Below are 289 nucleotides of genomic sequence, written 5' to 3' on the forward strand. Positions count from 1 at the left end.
GGCGCGTTGTGGCCGCGGCAGCCGGCATCGGCGAGGATGCGCTCGATCTCGGCACCGATAGTGTCTTCCATCGCAGGAATGATTTTTTTGAGCGTGTGCCGTCGTAGGGGTTCCCGGGAAGTGCCTTTGCGTGCAGGGCGAACTGACCGCACTTTGAACGCTTCAGCGTCGTAGCCACGGACACCCTCACCCCGAATTCGTAGGGTGCGTGCGCTTTGCCTTTTGTCCTTCAGTCCAGTGCGCGATCGGACGCTTACGATGGTTGTGGCATTTGGCAGGCGCAGTTCAC

The 289-nt window shown here is 60.6% G+C and carries 1 pseudogene; it reads right to left on the reverse strand.

The window, feature by feature from the left end:
- Positions 1 to 223, reverse strand: a pseudogene (locus tag EN824_RS34655) (IS5/IS1182 family transposase); the annotation flags it as partial.
- Positions 224 to 289: the final 66 nt, after the last annotated feature.

This window comes from Mesorhizobium sp. M8A.F.Ca.ET.181.01.1.1, assembly GCF_004792025.1.
Lineage (GTDB): Bacteria > Pseudomonadota > Alphaproteobacteria > Rhizobiales > Rhizobiaceae > Mesorhizobium.